The following is a 20,117-nucleotide window of genomic DNA, read 5'->3' as shown; positions in this document are numbered from 1 at the left end:
GCTACTACCGTGAGATCAACTCCCAGAACCAGTCGGCTCTGGGAGAACTCGCCCTCCACTAAACCCGGGGCGATTCATACTGACCGGGCGAAGAGACCGCGGCTCGACCGCGTCTAATCCGCCCTCCCGGTAGCGAGCGAGCAGCCGATGCAAATGCCGCCGTGAAATCCCATACTCCACCGCTGCATCCGCAACAGTGAGCTGGCCGGCAACGATCTTCAGAACCACAACCCGATGCTTTGACACCCCGCCGACTGTGACCGATGTCGCGACTCATCAGCGACCTATCACCTGCGACCTATGTCGTGAACCTAGACACCCTTAGGTCCACCGTTGTGATGAGTCGGGACATCGGTCTCGGCTGAGTCGCGACATGTGTCACGTTCAAGAGCCCGGCCATCGGCCGGGCTCTTGTTGTCAGGGCTTCAGTTGTGAGGGATTCAAGCTCGCGCAGTCAGCGGTTCCTCGGCATCGCTTCCCTGCCTGGATACGGCGGGCGCTTCGATGCGGCGCTGCACCTGCTCGTGCGGATGGCGCTTCGGAAACAAGAACCGGACCAGCGCATAGCCGAGCAGACCCCCGAGGAACTGGGCGCCGATGAAACCGGGGGCGGAGGCCGGCGCGATCCCCGCGAACGTGTCGGTGAACATCCGGCCGACGGTGATGGCGGGATTGGCGAAGCTGGTCGAACTCGTGAAGAAATAGGCGGCGCCGATGTACGCCGCCACCGCGGGAGCGGTGAGCGCCGACTTCCCGGAACGAGCCAGCGCGAAGATCACCATCACGAGACCCGCCGTGGCGACGACTTCGGCGAGGAAGTGCGCTTCAGTGAGCCGGTCGTTGCCACTCCACGCGATGGCCGACCTTTCGAACATGGCGTTCGCGAGAATCGCCCCGGCGATGCAACCCGCTGTCTGCGCCGGGATGTACGCAAGAGTGTCGCGCCACGGCCTGAGCCCGAACGCCGTGTCGGCGAGCGAGACGACAGGGTTGAAGTGCGCTCCACTCACCCCAGCGAACACCGATATCAGCACGAACAGCCCCAGCGCCGTGGCCAGCGCGTTCTCAAGCAGTTGCAGCCCAACATCCGCCGGCGACAGCGTCTGCGCAGCGATGCCGGAACCGACCACGATCGCAGTGAGCAGCGCGCTCCCGAGGAACTCTGAAGACAGTCGACGGAGCAGCGCCACCGTCACGCGTTGACCAGCAACCGCGAGATCGAGTCGAGGGCCCCCGGAACGAGACGGTAGTAAGCCCATGTGCCGCGTTGGCTGCGGGTCAGATACCCGGCATCCGTGAGCACCTTCAAGTGGTGTGACACCGTCGGCTGGCTGAGGCCGAGCGGTTCGGTGAGGTCGCAGACGCACGCTTCGGAGTCCTTCGAAGCGGCGACCATTGAGATCAGCCGCAGACGGGCAGGATCTGCAAGCGCTTTCAACGATCGCGCGAGGTCCTCGGCCTGCTCCGCGCTCAACGTCTCGCGAGTCAGCGGAGCGCAGCAGGCGACGACATCGATCACGGGAAGGAGATTCTGAACGGCCACGTGAAAATGTTAGCTCATGCATTGACAGACGTCGATATAGCGTTGGATACTCGGAACATCGATCACCGTCGATGGAGAGGATGCCCCGATGTTCGGGATCAACGCGGATGCTTGGATCGCAATCCACCGCCAGGAGCACGCGCAACTCGTTGCCAGCTCCTTAGCGCGACAGATCAAGAGGAATCGCCGCAAGCCGAGAGTGGTCATCACACGCTCGCCGGCGCCTCTGACCGCCCCCGCTCCGGCTTGTTGCTGAGAGGGGCGCCTACGTGCGTCGCTCCGATCGCCGGACTGGCTCGGTGCCCCGAACCGCGCTCGGTTCTGCGCCCAGACCGCAAGATGAACGGTGCATGAACTCCGCTCCTGTTCCGCCGACGCTCCATAGACGGCCGTCTATGCTTCTGGGGTCGAGTGAGACGAGGACGAGATGACTGACAGACCTACCGTGCTATTCGTCTGCGTGCACAACGCCGGCCGGTCGCAGATGGCCGCCGGGTACATGCGCGAGCTCTCAAACGGGAGGGTGGAAGTGCTGTCGGCCGGGTCTGAGCCGAAGGAGCAGCTAAACCCGGTAGCGGTGGAGGCCATGGCGGAAGAGGGCATCGACATCGCGAACAACTCGCCCAAGATCCTCACCACCGAGGCAGTTCTGGATTCCGACGTCGTCATCACCATGGGTTGCGGCGACACTTGCCCGATCTTCCCCGGCAAGCGCTACGAGGACTGGGACCTCACCGACCCTGCCGGCAAGGACATCGCGATCGTCCGTCAAGTGCGCGACGACATCAAGCAGCGAGTTCAGCAGCTTCTGTCGGAGCTCCTGCCCAGCGGAGTCTGAGAGAGCACCTGCCCAGCGGCGCCTTAGAGACGGCGGCCGCTGCGGGAGGGCATCGACTCCCACGCCGGGCAGCCGCGCCCGCGGCCACGACGATCGCAAATGCCGGTCGCGTACGCCCGCGCCTCGGCCAGGCGATGTCGTGCCGTCGCAGGCACGAGTGTTGGCGCTGAGCCGGCCAGCGCCAAAGCGGAGCCGCAGCGAACTCACGCCGCAGTCCCGCCGTCTTCATATGCGCGGCATAGGGGCCGAGCCGATGCTGTGATCAAGCGATCGAAGGCTCAGGAGGTGAGACGCGTGACCGCAATCATCAAGCAGGAAGCGGGGTCCTCGCTTCTGCCCGGGGGCAGCTCGTCCGAGAGCCTCCGCGAGCGGCGTTCTCGACGCCTGCGCCGCCGGCGTCTCATCTCCGACTTGCTCGTGACCACGCTGTGGGCATCGGCTGCGGCAGCCGCAGCGCTGTACCTGGCGTCAGGCGGAATGGCCGATTGGGGCACCGCCGGCGGGGTCGTCACCGGGCTCGGCATCCTGACTGGCCTGATCGGTTCCGACTTCGTGCTCGTCATGCTCGTGCTCGTCGCGAGGATTCCGGCGCTCGACGCGGCGATCGGCCATGACCGCGCGATAGCGCTGCATCGCCGTCTCGGGAAGCCCGCCCTCTACCTCCTGCTCGCGCACGCTGTACTGCTGCTGCTCGGGTATGCGATGACTGCGGGAATCGACATCGGCGCGCAATGGGCGCAGTTGTGGGCCATGCCCGATATGCCGCTCGCCTTCATTGCGGTCGGTCTCCTGGTGCTCGTGGTCGTCACCTCCCTCGTCGTGGTGCGACGCAAGCTGCCGTACGAGTTCTGGTACGGCGTGCACCTGCTCACCTATGTCGCCGTGCTCACCGCGCTTCCCCATCAATTGAGCGTCGGCGGTGTGCTCGCCGAAGGAACCGTTCAGCGGGCGTACTGGATCGCGCTCTACATCGTTGCCATCGGCGCCATCGTCGCCTTCCGCATCATCGAGCCCGCGGTGCAGTCGCTGCGGCATCAGCTGCGGGTCGAGCGGGTCGAGTGGATCGCTCCCGATGTGGCGTCGCTGTACCTGCGGGGCCGGCAGTTGCGCGAACTGGGCGCGCGCGGCGGCCAATACTTCTTCTGGCGCTTCTGGACGTGCAGCACCTGGTGGCACGCGCACCCGATCTCGCTCTCTGCAGCTCCCACCGACGACCAGGTGCGAATCACCGTGCGCGTATTGGGGCACGGCACGCGACGCATCACGAGCGTGCCGAGCGGAACCCGCGTGAGCTTCTCAGGGCCTTTCGGACTCTTCACGGATGCCGCGCGCACAGCGCCACGGCTGGCCATCGTGGCTGCCGGCATCGGCGTCACGCCGGTGCGAGCACTGCTCGAGACCGGTGACATTGCCCCCGGCGAGGCCACCGTGCTGCTGCGCAGTTCGAGCGCCGACTCGGTGTTCCTGCGAGATGAGATGCGGGCGCTGACCGCTCGTCGCGGGGCCCGTCTCTTCCTCTCGCTCGGAAGGCGGGGCGGGCACGACGACTGGCTGGCCGGCGCCGATCGCGCGCGCGGAGCGAGCCTCCGCAGCGTATTCCCCCACTTGCTGGCCTCTGACCTCTACATCTGCGGCCCCGAGCGCTGGGTCGGAGCGGTCGCGGCGGAAGCGCGGGCTGCAGGACTTCCCGACGAGCAGATCCACGCAGAAAGGTTCGACTGGTGAGAACACGAGCGGTCATTGGCAGCGCCTTTGCGGCGTTCGCCATCCTCGCAGTCGGCTGGGAGGTCGGCACTTCCAGCCTCCCACCCGGACAGACCGTCACCGCACCGACGAGCAGCGCGCCAGACAGCGGCGGCTCCACGCCGAACAGCGGCACGACCCAGAGCCGCAGCGCGGGCCAGAGCGGCAGCGCGAGCCCTTCCGAGCAGAACTCGCCCTCTGCGGCGCCTGATCCGGGCAGCTCGAGCGGTTCAAGCAATTCGGCCGGCGCAGCCGACGGCAGCTACACCGGCTCGCTCGAGAGAACCCCCTGGGGCGACGTGCAAGTCGGAGTGACCATCTCGGGAGGACACATCGTCGAGGTGCCCGCGCTGCACCTCACCGACCGCGGTGGACAATCAGTGCAGATCAGCAACTACGCGGCGCCGATCCTTCGCTCTGAGGTGCTCCGGGCCCAGTCGGCTCAGGTCAGCATGGTGAGCGGCGCAACCTTCACCAGCGAGGCCTACCTGGCATCGCTGCAGTCCGCACTCGACCAAGCAGGATTCTGACTCCGCAGCACGCACACCGGGTTCCGTGAGGCAGATCATGACGCGCGTTCACTGGGAGACGATGGGCACGGTCGTCTCATTGCTCACGGCGGCCCGCATCGAGGATGCTGTGATCGCCGAGGTGCGAAGCGCACTGGCAAAGGTCGACGCTCGCTTCTCGCTCTACAGACCCGATTCGGAGCTCACAAGGATCGCCGCCGGAGAACTGCGACTCGAACACGCCAGCCCGGAACTGCTCGACGCGTACGCCGCAGCGCTGGAGTGGCGAACGCTCACAGACGGCGCCTTCACGGCCCACCGCCCGGATGGCGTCATCGACCTGTCGGGCATCGTCAAGGCCATGGCCATGCGCGATGCCGCCGAGGTCTTGCGCGCGGCCGGCGAGGAGAACTGGATGCTCGGCGTCGGCGGCGACCTGCTCTGGTCACCCGACGCGAGCGATCACACCATCGGGATCGTCGACCCGGACGACCGTCGGCGACTGCTCACTGCTGTGCGCCTCGATGCGTCTCGACTCGCGCTGGCGACAAGCGGTTCAGCGGAGCGCGGCGAGCACATCTGGAACCTCCCCGATCTGGCGGTCAGCCCCTTCACTCAAGTGACCGTCGCCGCCGGCGACATCGTCACTGCAGACGTGCTGGCCACGGCGATCGTCGCCGGCGGCGAGCAGACCCTCGATCTTGCAAGCGCGCACTGGAACATCGATGTGCTCGCGGTGGCGCGTGGCGGCACCATTCGAGCGACGCCCGGCATGCGCGAGGCGATCGCGAGGGCGGCGGCGGCCGCGTGAACCGGGCCGAAGCTCAGCGCGCGGCGAGGCACTCGTGCGGATACTCCTCGATCACCCGTCCGCATGCGGGGCAGACGAGATCGAGCCAGCACGCCGGGTCGCCGGCATCCGTCTCGTATTCGGCATCGCTGCCCATACGGCAACGGTACGCCGACCTTCGACGCGTGAGAACTGCGTGCGGCGTCAGCCGGCCGACGCGCGACGTCGACGGAGCGCCGCGTCGATGTCGGTGACCGGGCGCTCGATGTCATCGATCACGCCCATGCGCGCGAATCGGCTGCGGGCCGCATCGTTGATCGGCACGACTTCGGGCTCGGCGTGCGCCGCGACGAGGTCGGCCTGGCGCTGCTCCGCCTCGGCGCGCACTTGCGCCTCGACCTCGGCCTGCACGGCGGCACGCACTTCGGCCTTCACCTCGGCCACGAGGTCGCGCTCCGCCATGGCGGGGGTCTCGACCTGGGGCTTCGAGAGGTACAGGGGCTTCGGCAGCGGCACGGGGGTCCACTCGCGGGCGGGGCGAAGCGACTCGTCGACCGATTCCTCGCCCGCGTCGTAGACGCGCGGGGCGGGACGGTCGCCGAACGCGGCCTGCGTCGAACGGGCCCGGGCTGTGCGCGCCCGGTTCACCGCGGTGAGGCGGGAATGCGCCGCCATTCCTCCGAGGAATACACCGGTCGAGACCGCGAGCACCAGGAGCGCACCGGCCGAGAGGGTACCGGCAGCGGCAGCGCTGACACTCTGCGCGCCACCGACGACCAGCGACACAAGCATCACCAGCGAGACCACGGCTCGCGTCGCACGCGAACGGCGGCGCGCCGCGGATGCGGCGGCATCCGGCTGCAATGAGGCGAGCGTTCGCGCGGCAGCCGCCGCCGCTTCGGCCTCGCGCGCCTTCGCAAGCTCACGCCGCTGCTTCTCGAGGCGACGAAGTTGGCGCTCCTGTTCAGCGATGTCGCGAAGCTGCGCCTCGGTGTGCACCTGCGCCGGAGTCTCAGCGGTCTCGGCCATCACTCGAAGGGTCTGCTGAAGGCGCACCGCGTTCCGCTCGGTTGCGAGATACTCGCGCCGGCGCACCCAACTCGGCATGAGATACACGAGCCACAGCACCGCCGCGATGGCGAGCATGACGGCTGTGCCGACGCCGGTCTGGTCCATGCGCCTACGCTACGACCAGCCCGCCCAGAGAAGGTGACGGCACGCGGGAACCGAGGATAGTTCGCCGCCGTTCCGCAGCCTGTCAGAGGCCGCGAGGCAGTGGCGTCGCCGCCGCGGCGCGATCTGCTTCTGGGACTGCGGAGGCGTCGGCCGGCGCACGACCCTCGCGCCAGCGGCGCAGCACACCCGAGGGCACTTCTTCGGCCGTGAGCGCGAAGCAGAAGTGGTCACGCCAATCGCCGTCGATGTGGATATAGCGCCGCCGCAACCCCTCATAGCGGAACCCGAGCTTGTCGACCACCCGCAGGCTCGCGGCGTTCTCGGGCCGGATGCAGATCTCCATCCGGTGGATGCCCGAGGCGAAGCAATGATCCGTGGCCAGAGCCACCGCGGTGGGAGTGATGCCGCGGCCCGCGACTCGCTCTGCGACCCAGTACCCGATCGTCGCGGTCGACAGCGACCCGTAGGTGATCTGCGACACGTTCAGCTGCCCGACGACCTCGCCCCGGTACTCAACCACGAATGGCAGTCCCGAGCCGGCCCGCGCGTTCGACAGCAGCGATCGGATGCCGGCACGCGCGTCGACGACCGTGCCACCGCCGGGCGTGCTCGCCTCCCACTTGCGCAGCCAGTGCCGGTTCGCCCGCAACTCGCGCTCGAGCACCCGCGCGTCACGCAAGCGGATCTGCCGGATGGTGATGTCTCCGTCGCTCAACGTCGGCGCCAGGGGCGGCATCACGGCCATCGTGCCCGGTTCCCTCCGTCACTCGAAGCCTGCGTCGGCGGTCACCGCCGCACGGGTCTGGCGGCGGTGACCGCGTTCGGCGAATCGCCTGGTGGTCGAAGCCTAATCCGTGAGCGCCGCTTCGACCGAGGACTGGTCGGCGTCGTCGGCGCTGATCGGCGAAGCCGCGGCACCCCCGGCATCCGGCCGTGACCCACCGTTCCGTTGCACGGGGATCGCGCCGGTGTGGGTCGAGAGCCGCTGCACCGGGATGGCACCGGTCTGCGAGGAGACCGGCTCGGTGACGCGGTCGCCGATTCGTCCCGTGAACTCCTTGAGCCACGAGCGGAACTCACCGCCGAGATCATCGCGGTCGGCGGCGAGCTGCACGATCGCCTTGATGTAGTCGAGCTTGTCGCCCGTGTCGTAGCGACGGCCCCTGAAGACGACGCCGTAGACGCCGCCGGTCCAATCCGGCGCGGTCGACATGGCCTGGAGAGCATCGGTCAATTGGATCTCGCCGCCCTTGCCGGGAGGAGTCTGCTCGAGCACGTCGAAGACCTCTGGGCGAAGCACATAGCGTCCGATCACGGCGAGGTTCGACGGCGCTGTACCGGCCGGGGGCTTCTCGACGAGCCCCGTGATGCGCACGACGTCATCGGCGTCGCTCGGCTCGACGGTCGCGACGCCGTACATGTGCGCCACTGATGGGTCGACCTCGAGCAGCGCCACCACGGTGGCGTGCTTCTCCGCCGCCACCTCGATCATGCGACTCAGCAGCACGTCGCGAGGGTCGATGATGTCGTCGCCGAGAAGCACGGCGAACATCTCACGGCCGACGTGCATCTTCGCGCGGAGCACGGCATGGCCCAGGCCCAGCGGGTCGCCCTGACGCACATAGTGGACATCGGCGAGGTGGCTGGTGTACTCGACCTGCGCGAGCCGCTCCTTATCGCCCTTGTGCTCGAGCCTGGCCTCGAGCTCTCCCTGACGGTCGAAGTGGTTCTCGAGCGCGTTCTTGTTGCGGCCCGTGATCATGAGCACATCGTGGAGTCCGGCAGAAACCGCTTCCTCGACCACGTACTGGATCGCGGGCTTGTCGACGACGGGCAGCATCTCCTTGGGCATGGCCTTGGTGGCGGGCAGGAATCGCGTGCCCAGGCCGGCGGCGGGGATCACGGCTTTCGTTATCTGGAACACCATGCGGTACAGGGTATAGGGGGTGCCGCGAATAGACTCGGGTTCATGTCGCAAGATCCGAGTCACGCGAAGCGCGCACTCCGGGCCGAGCTGCGCGAGCGGCGTCGAATCATGACCGCCCGCGAACGCGAGCAGGCGACCGCTGGGATCACTCGGAACCTCATCGACCTGAGCACCCGGCTCGGCGTGAAGCACGCGTCGGCCTATCTCTCGGCATCCGATGAGCCCGACACGAGGCCGTTTCTGCGGTGGGCGTCGGAGCACGGCATCCGCGTGCTGCTGCCCATCTCGCGCAATGATGGGCTGCTCGATTGGGCGCCCTTCGACGACGGGGTGGAGGATGCCGACATCTTCGGCATGCCTGCACCGACGACCGAGGTGCTGAGCCCGATGGCGATCAACGAGGTCGATCTCATCATCGTGCCCGCCGCCGCGATCGATCGCTCCGGAATGCGCATGGGCTGGGGTCGCGGGTACTTCGACAAGACGCTCGGATCGATGGATCAGCGTCCCCCGTCTTATGCTGTGGTATTCGACAACGAGGTTGTCGAGCGCGTGCCGACCGAGTTGCACGACCAGGCGGTCGACGGGGTCGTCACGCCATCGGAAATCATCACGTTCTGAACTGCCGAGGAATCCAGTGCCCACCTACTCGTACCGCTGCACCGAGTGCGCCAACTCGTTCGACATCCAGCAGTCGATGACGGATGACTCGCTCACCGTCTGCCCGAGCTGCCAGGGCCGGCTGCGCAAGCTGTACAACACTGTCGGGGTCACGTTCAACGGCTCGGGCTTCTACCGCACCGACTCTCGTGCCACGCCGGGCTCGTCGTCGAAGTCGTCGGACTCCGGATCGAGCTCGAGCTCGAGCTCGAGCTCGGGCTCGAGTTCGTCGAAGTCGGCCTCGGGCGCATCGAGCAGCGCCAGCGCTGCAAGCTGATCGCGCGGGCTCCCCGCGCACGATCTGAAGGAGGAGACGTGTTCGCAGGGTTCAAAGAGTTCATCATGCGCGGCAACGTTATCGACCTCGCGGTCGCCGTTGTCATCGGCGCCGCGTTCACCGCTATCGTGAACGCCCTGGTCGAGGGCATCTTCAACCCGGCGATCGGCGCCCTGTTCAATGCCGAGAGCCTGAAGACCATGTGGGTCGTCTCGATCCCGACCACCGACGGCGGCACCGCCGATCTCGCCTTCGGAGCGGTCGTCGCAGCGGTGATCCAGTTCCTCCTTGTCGCTGCGGTGGTGTACTTCGTGCTGGTCATGCCGATCAACCACTTGAAAGCCGCTGCGGATGCCAAGCGCAAGGCCGGCGCGACCGACGAAGAGGTCCCGCCGAGCGAGCTGCAGTTGCTCACCGAGATCCGCGACCTGCTCGCAAGCCGCACCGGCGGGGACGGCCGGCAGGGCTGACTGCCACTCGGCGTCCAGCTCCGACACAGTCAGCGTCCGTCCGCGTGACGGCCGGGCACCTCGACGGATGCCGCCAGTTCAACCCCAGTGCGGAGGTTTGTCACCGCGCAGGCGAGCGTCGTTCTCATCATCGCGATGACGCGACGGCTCGGGCAGTGGCGACGGGTCCGAGCCGGGCGGCGGTTCCGTGCGCACGCGTCTCGGCTTGCGCGACCGATTGACTTGGGGGCTCGCGGAGTCGTCCGACTCCGGTCGCGAGCCCGGCGACTCCGGCATCGGCGAGTCACCGGATTGAGGAGCATCGTGCGCGGGCATCGCTTAGACCGTGTTCGTGCTGTTCATTCCGGCGAGGAGACGCCGGCCGTCTGACTCGTCGGCGCTGCTGGCTGGAGCGCCGGCGCACCGACCGTCTCGCTGATGCGATCGGCGACGGCATCCGGATCACTGAAGAGCTCGAAGGAGTGCACGCGCGCATAGTGCCAGCCGAGGCGGCGGAGCATCTCAGGGCGCAGCCGCAGCGACTCTCGAAGCGTGTGCTTGTGCAGTTCGGAGTCGGTGTCGATCGCGATGCAACGACCGCCATGCGCGGCGACCAGCCCCAGCTTTCCGCGGTGACCGAGCGCGACAGTGAGTCCGCGCTTCTCGAGCCGGCGCGCGAGATCGACCAACAATGGGTCACGGTCGTCGGGCAGCGGCTCTTCGGCGGAGCGGGCGCTGACCTCGTTCAAGATCTCCGCGAGCGCGATCGCACCGTGGCGCATGCGGCCCTCTTCGATGTCATCGGGCTTGAAGCACGTAACGATCTTCAGGTGACGCCGAGCGCGAGTCATGGCGATGGCGAGCAGCCGCTCTCCCCCGGGCTCGCCCAGTGCGCCGAAGTCACTGAGCACGCGACCGTGCGGGGTGCGCCCGTAGCCGATCGAGAAGATCACGCGGTCACGACTCTGCGCGACGGCCTGCTCGACCGTGAGCACCTGGAAGGGCTCAGGGCGATCGCCGAGCACGAACTCGATCAGGTCGTTGCGTTCGGCGACCGCTGAGAGCAACGCCTGCTGCACTCGCCACGCATGGCGGTCGCTCGCGGTAATCACCATGAGCGACTCGTTCGGTTTCGTGGCGGCGTGATGCAGCACGAGATCGACCACATGATCCACTTCGGCGTCGACGCTCTCGACCGCTCCGCTGTCGGGATCTGGCAGGCCCGTGCCGTCGTCGAGGTAGTCGAGCGTGAGGCTGCCGTGCCCGAGGAAGCTTCCCGCCCAGGGCAGCGATTGGATCCGCCCGGCGTAGAAGCGGCGGTTCACCAGTTCGGCGAGGTCTTCGCCCCCCGCGCGATAGCTACGCGTCAGCGAGAGCGTTGGCAGCACCTGGCCGAGCCGTGCCAGCGCGGAATCGGCGTGCAATTCGGCCGCGACGTCAGCTGCGGACTCGCCGCTGCCGAGTGCGTCGAGGTCGCCCTCCTCGGCGTGCTGGGCGTGCATCGGTGAGCCGGAGTGCGAGACGGATGCCTCGGCATCCGCAGTTCCCTGCTGCTCGAGCGCGAGGGTGAACGGCGCGGGTGTCTGGGTGACCGGGTCGCCAAACGCGACGACCTGGCGGGCGCGGCGGATCGCGCCGATCGCCTCAGCGAGCGTGATCGCTCCCGCATCGACCAGGATCACGGTGTCGAAGGGCATCGTGTCGGCGATGTCGTGCACCTCGTACGGGCTCGCCAGCCACACGGGGGCGACCGCGCGAGACAGATGCGGAGCATTCGTCTGAAGGTCGAATGCGGTGAGCTCGCCGCGGCGCAGCAGTCGCTTGAGCAGTTCGGCCTCGTCGACCCAGTCGGCGATTCCAAGCTTCCAGTCCTCGGCGAGACGCCAACCGAGCAATTGGGCGCTGCCGGCGGCATGCGCCTCGTCGACCAGACGGAAGTCGGCTTCGAGCCGGTCGAGCACGGGCGTGTTCGCGCCGAGCAGTGCGCGGTCGGCCTCGAGCAGCGACTCGAGCGCGGACTGCCACCACGCGAGCTCGAGTTCGGCTGCCACCTGCGAGTCGGGCACGTGGCGAGCGGCGAGGTCGTCGATGAGCGGGTCGAGTTCGAGGTCGCGCAGCGTCGTCATGAGCTCGGTGCGCTCTTGCAGGTTGTTGAGCACATCCGACTCGGCCGCGAGCTCTTCGAGGCGTTCGCGCAACTGCTCAAGCGGCAGTTCGGCGAGCTGGTCGCCCTCCCGGTAACCGAGCGGCCCGTCGAGGAGCGCGAGGTCTTGCACCACCTGCTGGTACGCCACCTGCAGGTCGGCGATCCCGGTGGGCACTTCAGGCGTGGTGCCGCTCGCCACGTAGCGCTGCCACAGCACTCGCTGCTGCTGGATGCGGGTCAACGCCGAGTGCAGATCGGCGATGTACACGCCCGGTCGCTGGTACTCACGAGCGAGCTTCTTGAGCCGGCGCCGGCTGGTGCCCGGCATCTCGGGCGCCTCGCGGCGCGGCGCGGTAGCGGCGATCAGCTCGGTGAGAGGACGGTCGAACACCGTGGGCTGGAACTTGTCGAGCGTCTCGCGCAGATCGGTGAGCAGCCGAAGGTAGATGCCGAGCTCCGCAATGCTCTCGAACGGTCGCATGCGAGTGGCGCCGATCACCGCGCCGGCGCGATCGAGCAGCCTCGGCAGCGATTCGCGGTGCAGCGACCCGGCCAGCGCGTGGGCTCTGGCTGCTTCGTCGCCAGTCGTGAACTGCGCGCCGTACCAGGGCGAGTCGCCCGGACCGTACTTGAATTCCCCGAGGGATGCCGCGGCCACCATGGTCTCGGCCACCTGCTGACGGCCTTCCGCGAGCCGTTCGACCGCCCGGCGACTGAGTCGAGAGGTCGTCGAGGGCGGCGCAGGGAGCAGGGCGAGCCGGCTCAGCTCCGTGACGCAGTCGAGCACACTGATGCCGAGCACCGGGTCGGGCCGGCTGAGCGCACGGCGATAGTCGAGAAGCACCGTGCGCAGGCGCACCAGTGCCTCGTCGACCTCGCTCATCTGCGGCTGTCGGGCCTTCTCGTTTCGGCTGATGCTGCGGACGATGTCGCGGCGGAGGCTCCGCGGCGCGACAGCGACGCCCGGAAGGCCGATGCTGTCGAAGCGCGCCGCGATGTCGTCGACGGTGGCGCGGCGAGGGCTCACGACGAGCACTCGCTTGTCACGACGCACGAGTTCGCCGAGCGCGTTGACGATGGTCTGCGTTCCACCGGTGCCGGGAAGCGTCTTCACCACGACCGAGTTGCCCGCGGCGATCTCGGCGATGACCTGCTCCTGCTCGGCATCGGCGTCGAGCAGCAGCACATCGGTCGCAGGTTCGCGCTCGTCGGCACTCAGAATGGCGGACGAGGCGCGGGAGCCCGCGATGATGTTGCGCGCGTCGGCGTCGCCGGCGAGCGCGTCGAGCACGGGGTGGTGGTGCCCGGCGGCATCCGCGCGCATGGGCTCGGCGACCTCGACGAAGCACGACACCACGAGGCGCGGCCGCACGTTGAACCACTCGAGGTGGCTGGTGAGTCCGCGAAGGCGATCGATCACCGCGTTCGGCTTGAAGGTGCCGTCGTCATGCGCGAGGCGCACGAAGGCCGCAGCATCGAGCACGATGCCGAAGTGCTCGCGCATGGCGCGCGCGAAGGCAGGGTTGAGCACCGCCTCACCGCGGAGACGCACATCGAAGTCGCGACCGTGGCGACGGATGGCGAGCGGTCGGATGAGCACCGGCGCGCGATAGTCGACGCCCTGGTGCTGCCACTCGGCGATGGCGATCCCGAGGTGAACGGCGTCGATTCCGCGGGCGGCGATGAGCTCTGCGCCCTTCGTCACGATCGCGTCGGCGGCGAGTTTCGCTCCCCGAAGAGCCACCTCGTCTCGGATGAGGCTGGAGAGCAGTGTCGTCTGCCCGGTGATGAACTGGGCGAGACCGCCGGGGTGCGTGACGCTCAATTCGATGCGGGTGCCGGGAGCGTCATCGAAGTGCAGCAGCGGGTTGCGCCCGCCAAGGCCTGCGAGCTGCTGGAGCCAGCGTTCGCGTTCGGTGGGCTGCGGCTCGGGTTCGTCGAGGAACTCGTCAGTGCCGAGTTGGAGTTCGGACCGCGCTCCGTCAGCGTCACTCGAGAAGCCGACGGGTTGCGCGCTCACATGCTCGTCAGGTTCCACGAGGCGCGGCGCTGAGTCGGCACTCGCGGGGCCAGGCGGCGGCGCCCACGGCGCTCGGGTTCGGCCGGCATCCGTCATCGGCTCTCGGTCGCCTTCGTCTGACGTGTCGGGCACGCGGCCATCGTCGCGTGGGTGCATGTGTTCGACCTCCGTCGCGGCATCGCCCGCCGCAGGTTCATCGGGAGTTCTCTCGGCGCGCCACACGCAGCCACTGTAAGCGCCAGGCCATCGATTTCCAGGCAGGCACTGCGGGTTTGCGCGGTTTAGCGGGTCTGCGCAGCGCCGTGGAAGACGCCTGGCACACCTGTGCGGCTCCGCGGCGTCTCTCTACACTGTGCGCATGTCGCCCAGGCGCGTGCTGATGATCAGTGCAGACGCGGGCGGGAACGTGCCACCGGCGCTGGCGATCGCCAATGAGCTCGCCGGTCGGGGGCATGAGGTGACGCTCGCGGGGGTGCGGCCGCGCGACTCCGGTGCGCTCGAGATGTCGGTCGAGCGAGTGCCTCTGGCCGCTCTCGCGCATGACGACTTGACCGATCCGGGCGGCTCGATCGGGCAACTCGCAGCGCTTCGCCATCTGACGATCGGCCCGCACGTGGCCGAGGATGTGCGCTCGCTGCTCGACAGTCGCCGCCCCGACGCGGTCGTGGTCGACTGCGCGATGCTCTCGTCGCTACGCGAAGCGCTGGGCAGCGGCGTTCCAACAGCGGCGCTCTTCCACTCGTTCGGCGCGTTCTGGCAGCGGTGGTTCATGCGCGGCCCCATCGATCTGGCATCCCGGCTGCTTCGCCTTCGGGCAGTCTCGCTCTGGGCAAGAGCCGACGTGCGACTGCTGGCCACCGACCCCGAGCTCGACCCTGCGTCACGCCGCGATTTCAGCCGCGATCTCAAGGGGATCCGGTTCGAATGGACGGGGACGACCGAGATCGGCGTGCCCCCGGCACCGCGCGAAGCAGGAGCGATGCCGCTCGTGCTCGTGAGCTTGAGCTCTGCCTGGATCCGCGGCCAGGCCGACGCGTACCGGCGCATCATCGCGGCGCTCGCCGACTCCCCCGTTCGCGCCATTGTCACGACAGGGGGCGCCGAGATCGAGAGTGAGCTGCGGGGCGGCTCGAGCGTGCAGGTGCTCGGTCGCGCGCCACACGCCGAACTGCTGCCGGAGGTGGATCTGGTGATCGGCCATGGCGGTCACTCCACCACGCTGAAGGCGCTCGCCCACGGCATCCCGGTGCTGGTGCTGCCGATGAACCTCATCTCAGACCAGCGGATGGTCGGTCGCATCGTGCAGGCGGCAGGTGTCGGACGGATGCTGCCCCGCAGTGCAGCGCTAGAACTGATCCGGGCGACAGTGCTCCATATGCTCGGCGACACCTCGCTGGTTCAGTCGGCAGCGCTGACAGGCGAACGTCTCCGCAGACAGCGCGGCGCGTCAGTCGCGGCCGACCGCATCGAGGATCTTTGGTCGCTACGTTAGGCACGTGACCGAAGCGACCCTGACGCTGCCCGATGGCCGGCTATTGACCTACCTGGACCTCGGAGACCCGCAGGGGCATCCGGTGTTCCACACGCACGGCGCCCCGAGCAGCAAGCTCGAGACCCGGTTCTTCGGTCTCGATGCTCACGCGCGCTCGGCCGGCATCCGGCTCATCGCCCTCGATCGGCCCGGGATCGGCGGTTCCACTCCCCAGGCGGGTCGAACGCTGCTCGATTGGGGCAGCGATGTGGCTGACGCTGCGTCGGTGCTGGGCATCGAGCGGTTCGGGTTGTTCGGCTATTCGATCGGCGCAGCCTCGGCGCTCGCCGCGCGCATGGTGTGCGCCGACCGTGTCTCAGCGACGTTGATCGTCTCGGGTGTGGGGCCCGCCGATGTGCCGGGCATCACCGAGGGCCGCTCCCCCGATGTGAGCCGCATCATCGCGATGTCGACCAGGATGCCGGGGCTCACTCGCGCCGGCCTGGCCTTCATGCGCTGGGGCACCAAGAACCCGGCAAAGATGATCGCCGCCACCGGCAAGGGCATGCCGCCGGCCGACCGCGCCGTTGCTGACCGGCCAGGCGCGGCGGAGCCGTTCGCCGCGTTCCTGCGGGATGCGCTTCGGCAGGGCACGGCCGGTGCGCTGCGGGATCTGCAACTGGTTGCGGGACCGTGGGGCTTCACGCCCACCGCTGCCGGCGGCCCACTCGGCATCTGGCACGGCAAGGCCGACACCAATGTGCCCGCACACGCCGCCCGCTGGCTGGCGACGGCGGTGCCCGGTGCGATCCGCACCGTGACGCAGGACGACGGCCACATCTCCCTGCTCGATTCGCGCGGCGCAGAGGTGCTCGAGTGGCTGTCTGCCGCCATTGCCGAGCAGGGCTCGCCACGCGTCGAGGCCGGAGGCGGCCGCTAGGGCTCCCTGCTCAAGCGTCGTGGCCGCGGGTGCCGGCCGTTCTCGCGTCGGGTCAGATTGGCCGTATGGCTGATCTCACGGTTGACATCGTGGTTCTCGGGTGGGGCAAGGCCGGCAAGACCCTGGCGGGAGCCCTCGGACGGCAGGGCAAACGAGTCGCGCTCGTCGAACGCTCTGCCGAGATGGCGGGCGGAAGTTGCATCAACATCAACTGCGTACCGACCAAGGCGCTGGTGCATGACAGCGGGATGCTGATGGGCGCCATTGTCAACGCCAACGCCAACGCCAACGCGCCGAGCGAAGCTGGAGACAGCATCCGCCGGTTCGCGAGCTCAGTCGCGCGCCGCGACACCCTCGTGGAGAAGCTCCGAGCGCGCAACCGGGCCCTGCTCGACGAAGTCGACATGATCACGCTGGTGCAAGGACAAGCGCGGTTCACCGCGCCCCGAAGGATCGAGGTATCGGCCGGACACGACCGCCTGCTGATCTCCGCTGAGACGGTGGTCGTGAACACGGGCACGGTCCCCGCGATGCCGGCCGTCGCCAGCGACGCCGCACGCCACGGCAGGCTGCACGATTCGACGTCGATCCAGCATGTCGACCCGTTGCCAGAGCGCCTGGTGATCGTCGGCGGCGGCTACGTGGGCCTCGAGTTCGCGGGGATGTTCGCAGGTTTCGGAAGTGGCGTCGTCCTACTCGATCGTCACGACGGATTCATGCGGGGAGAGGACCGCGACGTCGCGGACGCCGTGCGCGCGCTGCTCGAAGAACGCGGCGTCGAGGTGGTGCTCGGCGCCGAGGTCGAGGCGGTCGACGACACCGGCGATCGGGCCGTTGTCGCCTACGGAACTGCGGGTGAAGCTGCGCATACGCGCCATGTGGAGGCCGATGCGGTGCTCTTCGCCACCGGCCGTCGTCCCGTGACCGACGACCTGGGTCTGGATGCGGCCGGCGTCACCACTGATGACCGCGGATTCATCGTGGTCGACGATCGGCTGCGCACCTCGGCGGAGGGCGTGTTCGCGGTCGGCGACGTCAACGGAGGCCCGCAGTTCACGTACGTGTCGCTCGACGACTACCGCATCGTGCTCGACCAGCTCACAGGCGACGGCTCGCGCAGCACTCGAGATCGCGCGGCGGTGCCGTCGACGATCTTCCTCACGCCGCCATTGGCAAGGGTGGGCATGAACGAGACCGAGGCGCGGGAATCGGGTCGCGATGTCCTCGTCGCGGTCAAACAGGTCGCCGACATCGCCGCTATGCCGCGGCCGAAGATCGTCGGTGAGACCCACGGCCTGATCAAGGTGGTCGTGGATGCTGCGACCGACCGCATCCTCGGCGCCACGCTGTTCTGCGTCGACGCCCAGGAGGTCATCAACCTCGTGGCGCTTGCCATGCGGGCCGGCGTGACAGCGACCGAGTTGCGTGACGGCATCTGGACGCATCCCTCGAGCACGGAGGCATTGAACGAAGTGCTCGGCGACCTGCGGCCGCTCACCTGGTGAGTCGCGGCGTCAAGCGCTCAAGACCATGAGCGCTACGGGCATATCGATCGCGAAGTGGACCACCAGGAGATACGGCAGCACGCTCGGCCGCCAGCGGATCACCAGGGCGACGAGGAGCGCGAAGGGCAGGAACATCAGCGCTCGCCACAGCAGGAAGGAAGGGTCGAGGATGAACGGCAGCGCCGCGTGCTGCACTGCGTGGAAGAACGCCGCCGCAATCACACCGACCCAGGCCGAACCGGCCAGCGCGGTCAGTCGGGGCTGGACGTACCAGTAGTAGGTAGGCAGTTCAGTCAGGGCGATCGTGATGGGAAACAGCACGACACTGGCGATGGCGGCCCACAGGGGCAGCGGCTGCACGAACATGTCGAGCGCGACCTGCGGGTCGCCGAAGAGCAGCGTGGCCAGCCCCAGGTTGGGCGCCATGGAGACCGGCGCGGCGATGACGACCGCGCCGAGTGCCGTGAGCGCGTCGCGCTTCCAGGTCGCGCGCTGGGGCACGTAGATGGAGCGCAGGGCGCAGCCCTCCAGTCGAGCAAGCCGAGCCAGCACACCCAGGTTCACGAGGTTCGCAGCGGATGCCGCCAGCGGCCACCACGCGGCCGACGCCGCGAGAGGATCGTCGGCGCCGCCGAGAGCGAGAGCCCCAGCGATGATCGCCTGGAACAGCGCGAACAGCACGGTGCGAAGGAGCAGCATCGCGACCACTCGACGGCCGGTGTACGGCAAGGCACGGTCGTGGGTACGCGGTGAGGCGATCGTGGTGGACATCTCTTCAGTCGGCTCCTTTGCTCGCGACGGGCGCCACGCGCCGAACGCCGGGCTCCCCTCATGGCGAGCGCTGCTGTCACTGGGCGGAAGGCTCCCTCCCGCAGCGTGGAGACTATGGCTAATGTCATTAGCCTGTCAAGCAGACGCCTCTAGCGCCGAAGCACTGTCAATCGCCGAACTTCGAAGGTCGAGCAGACATTCCGCGAATTGGTGCGGGGCGAGATCACCGGTTGCGGAATGCAGTGACGGGCAGGTTGCCGCGCGATGACGGGTCGGGTTCGGATGAGGACGCTTCTCGTTCGCGGCCTTCGACCTCGTGGATCGAAGCACTCGCGGCACGGACTCCGAGACGCGAGAGGAGAACGTCCTCGCATCGGCCGGCGAGCGCCGCTGCTGCGGGCCCAAAGTCCTGCACGCCAGGAGGCCGCCGAGCCTACGGTCGGCATACGGGCGATCGAGCCACGATTCTTGGATCTGCGCGGCGGGAGGTGCGATGTCCGGCATTGCCAGATCGCCGTCAGCGGGGGACGTCGCTCCGAGAGGATCTCAGCTCGCCGGCCGGGTCGCCGTGATCACCGGCTCCACCCGCGGCCTTGGCCTAGCGATGGCGCGCGTACTCGGTCGAAGCGGCGCCACCGTGGTCGTGTCCTCACGCGACGAAGCTCACGTCAACGCGGCCATCGACCCCCTGCGAGCCGAAGGCCTCGACGTCACCGGTGTGACCTGCGACACCACCGTTCTCGCAGACGTGGAAGCGCTACGAGATCATGCCCGCGCCCGCGGGACCTTGTCCATCTGGGTCAACAACGCCGGCATCTCCGGAGTCTACGGACCGACCGCGAGCACCCCGATCGATGACTTCACCAGGGTGGTCCGAACGAATGTCATCGGGACCTTCCACGGCTCGCGGATGGCGCTACCGATCTTCCTGGAGCAAGGATTCGGCGACCTCGTCAACCTGTACGGAGAAGGGGACAACGGGCTCAACTGGTTCACCCTCATCACGCGCGGCCTGCGCAGTGCGCTCACCGGCCGACTCCGCGCTGCCAACCGCCCGAAGCTGGAGGTTTCGACCCTGGAACCGGCTGACACACACGGGGCTGAATCCATCCAGTTCTAGTGCAGGGCGAGTTCCGCGGTCTCGACTGAGGCTGTGACTTGACCTACTCGCAACGACCAACAACGAGAGCCCAGCCGATGGCCGGGCTCTTGAACGTGACACATGTCGCGACTCAGCCGAGACCTATGTCCGACTCATCACAATGGTGCCCCTGGAGGGACTCGAACCCCCAACCCTTTCCTTAGGACGGAACTGCTCTTCCATTGAGCTACAGAGGCGGACTCGCACGAGT

20 protein-coding genes and 1 tRNA gene are annotated in these 20,117 nt (G+C 68.0%); 11 read left to right on the top strand and 10 right to left on the bottom strand.

Annotation, left to right across the window (positions count from 1 at the left end; genetic code table 11):
• Positions 1-15: 15 nt before the first annotated feature.
• The 3 genes from QF206_RS12480 to QF206_RS07480 form a co-directional block, all read right to left on the bottom strand.
• Positions 16-228: a helix-turn-helix domain-containing protein gene (locus QF206_RS12480; protein WP_422785369.1), complete on the bottom strand. Its 213-nt coding sequence runs from the start codon at positions 226-228 to the stop codon at positions 16-18.
• A 212-nt stretch (positions 229-440) separates the two neighbouring features.
• The gene (locus tag QF206_RS07485) at positions 441-1,190 is read right to left on the bottom strand and encodes an MIP/aquaporin family protein (RefSeq protein WP_281488584.1); all 750 of its coding nucleotides are present in this window, start codon (positions 1,188-1,190) and stop codon (positions 441-443) included.
• Positions 1,191-1,192: 2 nt separating this feature from the next.
• Entirely contained in the window at positions 1,193-1,543 is a 351-nt protein-coding gene (locus QF206_RS07480) for a metalloregulator ArsR/SmtB family transcription factor (RefSeq protein WP_281488583.1), read from the bottom strand.
• Between the two features lie 427 nt (positions 1,544-1,970).
• Here QF206_RS07480 and QF206_RS07475 point away from each other — a divergent pair, with 427 nt between their 5' ends.
• From QF206_RS07475 to QF206_RS07460, 4 genes are all read left to right on the top strand, one after another.
• Positions 1,971-2,381 (top strand): arsenate reductase ArsC, encoded by a 411-nt coding sequence (locus tag QF206_RS07475; RefSeq protein WP_281488582.1) that lies wholly within the window; start codon positions 1,971-1,973, stop codon positions 2,379-2,381.
• Between the two features lie 294 nt (positions 2,382-2,675).
• On the top strand, positions 2,676-4,106 hold the full coding sequence (locus tag QF206_RS07470) for a ferredoxin reductase family protein (RefSeq protein WP_281488581.1): 1,431 nt from the start codon (positions 2,676-2,678) through the stop codon (positions 4,104-4,106).
• The gene (locus QF206_RS07465) at positions 4,103-4,654 is read left to right on the top strand and encodes an FMN-binding protein (RefSeq protein WP_281488580.1); all 552 of its coding nucleotides are present in this window, start codon (positions 4,103-4,105) and stop codon (positions 4,652-4,654) included. The genes QF206_RS07470 and QF206_RS07465 overlap by 4 nt, the downstream gene beginning before the upstream one ends.
• 37 nt (positions 4,655-4,691) lie before the next feature.
• A complete protein-coding gene (locus QF206_RS07460) occupies positions 4,692-5,444 on the top strand; it encodes an FAD:protein FMN transferase (protein WP_281488579.1) in 753 nt (250 codons plus the stop codon).
• A 13-nt stretch (positions 5,445-5,457) separates the two neighbouring features.
• On the opposite strand, the gene QF206_RS07455 is transcribed toward QF206_RS07460, so the two are convergent.
• The 4 genes from QF206_RS07455 to galU all read right to left on the bottom strand — a co-directional run bounded on the left by QF206_RS07455 (position 5,458) and on the right by galU (position 8,526).
• Positions 5,458-5,580 carry a hypothetical protein gene (locus tag QF206_RS07455; RefSeq protein WP_281488578.1) on the bottom strand — a complete coding sequence of 41 codons (123 nt, stop codon included), beginning with the start codon at positions 5,578-5,580 and terminating at the stop codon, positions 5,458-5,460.
• A gap of 47 nt (positions 5,581-5,627) precedes the next feature.
• Entirely contained in the window at positions 5,628-6,599 is a 972-nt protein-coding gene (locus tag QF206_RS07450) for a hypothetical protein (protein ID WP_281488577.1), read from the bottom strand.
• An 82-nt stretch (positions 6,600-6,681) separates the two neighbouring features.
• Positions 6,682-7,335: a GNAT family N-acetyltransferase gene (locus QF206_RS07445; RefSeq protein ID WP_281488576.1), complete on the bottom strand. Its 654-nt coding sequence runs from the start codon at positions 7,333-7,335 to the stop codon at positions 6,682-6,684.
• A 111-nt stretch (positions 7,336-7,446) separates the two neighbouring features.
• Positions 7,447-8,526, bottom strand: coding sequence for a UTP--glucose-1-phosphate uridylyltransferase GalU (galU, locus tag QF206_RS07440; RefSeq protein WP_281488575.1), 1,080 nt, complete (start codon positions 8,524-8,526; stop codon positions 7,447-7,449).
• A gap of 42 nt (positions 8,527-8,568) precedes the next feature.
• Between galU and QF206_RS07435 the strand changes: the two genes are divergently transcribed.
• The 3 genes from QF206_RS07435 to mscL are packed head-to-tail and all read left to right on the top strand — an operon-like array spanning position 8,569 to position 9,933.
• Positions 8,569-9,147 carry a 5-formyltetrahydrofolate cyclo-ligase gene (locus QF206_RS07435; RefSeq protein WP_281488574.1) on the top strand — a complete coding sequence of 193 codons (579 nt, stop codon included), beginning with the start codon at positions 8,569-8,571 and terminating at the stop codon, positions 9,145-9,147.
• A 16-nt stretch (positions 9,148-9,163) separates the two neighbouring features.
• Positions 9,164-9,463, top strand: coding sequence for an FmdB family zinc ribbon protein (locus QF206_RS07430; protein ID WP_281488573.1), 300 nt, complete (start codon positions 9,164-9,166; stop codon positions 9,461-9,463).
• Between the two features lie 38 nt (positions 9,464-9,501).
• Complete coding sequence (gene mscL / locus QF206_RS07425) at positions 9,502-9,933, top strand: large conductance mechanosensitive channel protein MscL (RefSeq protein WP_281488572.1); 432 nt, start codon at positions 9,502-9,504, stop codon at positions 9,931-9,933.
• A 338-nt stretch (positions 9,934-10,271) separates the two neighbouring features.
• On the opposite strand, the gene QF206_RS07420 is transcribed toward mscL, so the two are convergent.
• On the bottom strand, positions 10,272-14,210 hold the full coding sequence (locus tag QF206_RS07420; protein ID WP_281488571.1) for an AAA family ATPase: 3,939 nt from the start codon (positions 14,208-14,210) through the stop codon (positions 10,272-10,274).
• Positions 14,211-14,436: 226 nt separating this feature from the next.
• Here QF206_RS07420 and QF206_RS07415 point away from each other — a divergent pair, with 226 nt between their 5' ends.
• The 3 genes from QF206_RS07415 (at position 14,437) to QF206_RS07405 (ending at position 17,994) form a co-directional block, all read left to right on the top strand.
• The gene (locus QF206_RS07415; RefSeq protein WP_281488570.1) at positions 14,437-15,570 is read left to right on the top strand and encodes a glycosyltransferase; all 1,134 of its coding nucleotides are present in this window, start codon (positions 14,437-14,439) and stop codon (positions 15,568-15,570) included.
• Between the two features lie 4 nt (positions 15,571-15,574).
• A complete protein-coding gene (locus tag QF206_RS07410; RefSeq protein WP_281488569.1) occupies positions 15,575-16,489 on the top strand; it encodes an alpha/beta fold hydrolase in 915 nt (304 codons plus the stop codon).
• 65 nt (positions 16,490-16,554) lie between these two features.
• A complete protein-coding gene (locus QF206_RS07405) occupies positions 16,555-17,994 on the top strand; it encodes an FAD-dependent oxidoreductase (protein ID WP_281488568.1) in 1,440 nt (479 codons plus the stop codon).
• Between the two features lie 9 nt (positions 17,995-18,003).
• On the opposite strand, the gene QF206_RS07400 is transcribed toward QF206_RS07405, so the two are convergent.
• The gene (locus QF206_RS07400; RefSeq protein WP_281488567.1) at positions 18,004-18,765 is read right to left on the bottom strand and encodes a hypothetical protein; all 762 of its coding nucleotides are present in this window, start codon (positions 18,763-18,765) and stop codon (positions 18,004-18,006) included.
• A 493-nt stretch (positions 18,766-19,258) separates the two neighbouring features.
• On the opposite strand from QF206_RS07400, the gene QF206_RS07395 reads away from it, so the two are divergent.
• Entirely contained in the window at positions 19,259-19,885 is a 627-nt protein-coding gene (locus QF206_RS07395; RefSeq protein ID WP_281488566.1) for an SDR family NAD(P)-dependent oxidoreductase, read from the top strand.
• Between the two features lie 143 nt (positions 19,886-20,028).
• Here QF206_RS07395 and QF206_RS07390 read toward each other — a convergent pair.
• Positions 20,029-20,103 (bottom strand) — tRNA-Arg (locus QF206_RS07390).
• Positions 20,104-20,117: the final 14 nt, after the last annotated feature.

The sequence above is a fragment of the Ruicaihuangia caeni genome (genome assembly GCF_029952955.1).
Taxonomy (GTDB): Bacteria; Actinomycetota; Actinomycetes; order Actinomycetales; family Microbacteriaceae; genus Ruicaihuangia; species Ruicaihuangia caeni.
The sequence above is the reverse complement of the archived record's forward strand: the minus strand, read 5'-3'. Positions and strand labels throughout refer to the sequence as shown.

Bases quoted from the DNA above. Each gene is read 5' to 3' on its own strand.
- QF206_RS07455 (WP_281488578.1), bottom strand. From the start codon at position 5,580: ATGGGCAGCGATGCCGAATACGAGACGGATGCCGGCGACCCGGCGTGC.
- QF206_RS07460 (WP_281488579.1), top strand. From the start codon at position 4,692: ATGACGCGCGTTCACTGGGAGACGATGGGCACGGTCGTCTCATTGCTC.
- QF206_RS07400 (WP_281488567.1), bottom strand. From the start codon at position 18,765: ATGTCCACCACGATCGCCTCACCGCGTACCCACGACCGTGCCTTGCCG.
- QF206_RS07445 (WP_281488576.1), bottom strand. From the start codon at position 7,335: ATGCCGCCCCTGGCGCCGACGTTGAGCGACGGAGACATCACCATCCGG.
- QF206_RS07405 (WP_281488568.1), top strand. From the start codon at position 16,555: ATGGCTGATCTCACGGTTGACATCGTGGTTCTCGGGTGGGGCAAGGCC.
- galU (WP_281488575.1), bottom strand. From the start codon at position 8,526: ATGGTGTTCCAGATAACGAAAGCCGTGATCCCCGCCGCCGGCCTGGGC.
- QF206_RS07415 (WP_281488570.1), top strand. From the start codon at position 14,437: ATGTCGCCCAGGCGCGTGCTGATGATCAGTGCAGACGCGGGCGGGAAC.
- QF206_RS07395 (WP_281488566.1), top strand. From the start codon at position 19,259: ATGTCCGGCATTGCCAGATCGCCGTCAGCGGGGGACGTCGCTCCGAGA.
- QF206_RS07450 (WP_281488577.1), bottom strand. From the start codon at position 6,599: ATGGACCAGACCGGCGTCGGCACAGCCGTCATGCTCGCCATCGCGGCG.
- QF206_RS07435 (WP_281488574.1), top strand. From the start codon at position 8,569: ATGTCGCAAGATCCGAGTCACGCGAAGCGCGCACTCCGGGCCGAGCTG.
- QF206_RS07475 (WP_281488582.1), top strand. From the start codon at position 1,971: ATGACTGACAGACCTACCGTGCTATTCGTCTGCGTGCACAACGCCGGC.